Here is a 475-nt window from a genome sequence, read left to right on the forward strand (position 1 = left end):
TCCGTCGCTTCTGCCACTCTATCCGTCACTTCAACCACCTTCCGTCGTTCTGACTATTCTTTCCGTCGCTTTAACTGCTCTATCCGTCGCCCTGACTATTCTTTCCGTCGCTCTGACCATACTTTCCATCGCTTCGACAGCTCTATCCGTCGCCCTGACCATTCTTTCCGTCGCTTCTGCCACTCTATCCGTCACTTCAACCACCTTCCGTCGTTCTGACTATTCTTTCCGTCGCTTTAACTGCTCTATCCGTCGCCCTGACCATTCTTTCCGTCGCTTTAACTGCTCTATCCGTCGCCCTGACCATTCTTTCCGTCGCTTCTGCCACTCTATCCGTCACTTCGTCCGCTTTCCGTCGCTCTGACCATACTTTCCGTCGCTTCGACAGCTCTATCCGTCGCCCTGACCATTCTTTCCGTCGCTTCGACTGCTCTATCCGTCGCCCTGACTATTCTTTCCGTCGCTTCTTCCACTC

Annotated in this window: 2 protein-coding genes; both read right to left on the reverse strand. The window is 53.3% G+C overall.

Annotation, left to right across the window (positions count from 1 at the left end; genetic code table 11):
- Positions 1-30 precede the first annotated feature (30 nt).
- Positions 31-195, reverse strand: coding sequence for a hypothetical protein (locus ACFCYJ_RS08390; RefSeq protein WP_376073259.1), 165 nt, complete (start codon positions 193-195; stop codon positions 31-33).
- 1 nt (position 196) lies between these two features.
- Entirely contained in the window at positions 197-340 is a 144-nt protein-coding gene (locus ACFCYJ_RS08395; RefSeq protein ID WP_376073261.1) for a hypothetical protein, read from the reverse strand.
- Positions 341-475 lie beyond the last annotated feature (135 nt).

It is taken from the genome of Lysinibacillus sp. NPDC056232 (genome assembly GCF_042267565.1).
GTDB lineage: Bacteria > Bacillota > Bacilli > Bacillales_A > Planococcaceae > Lysinibacillus.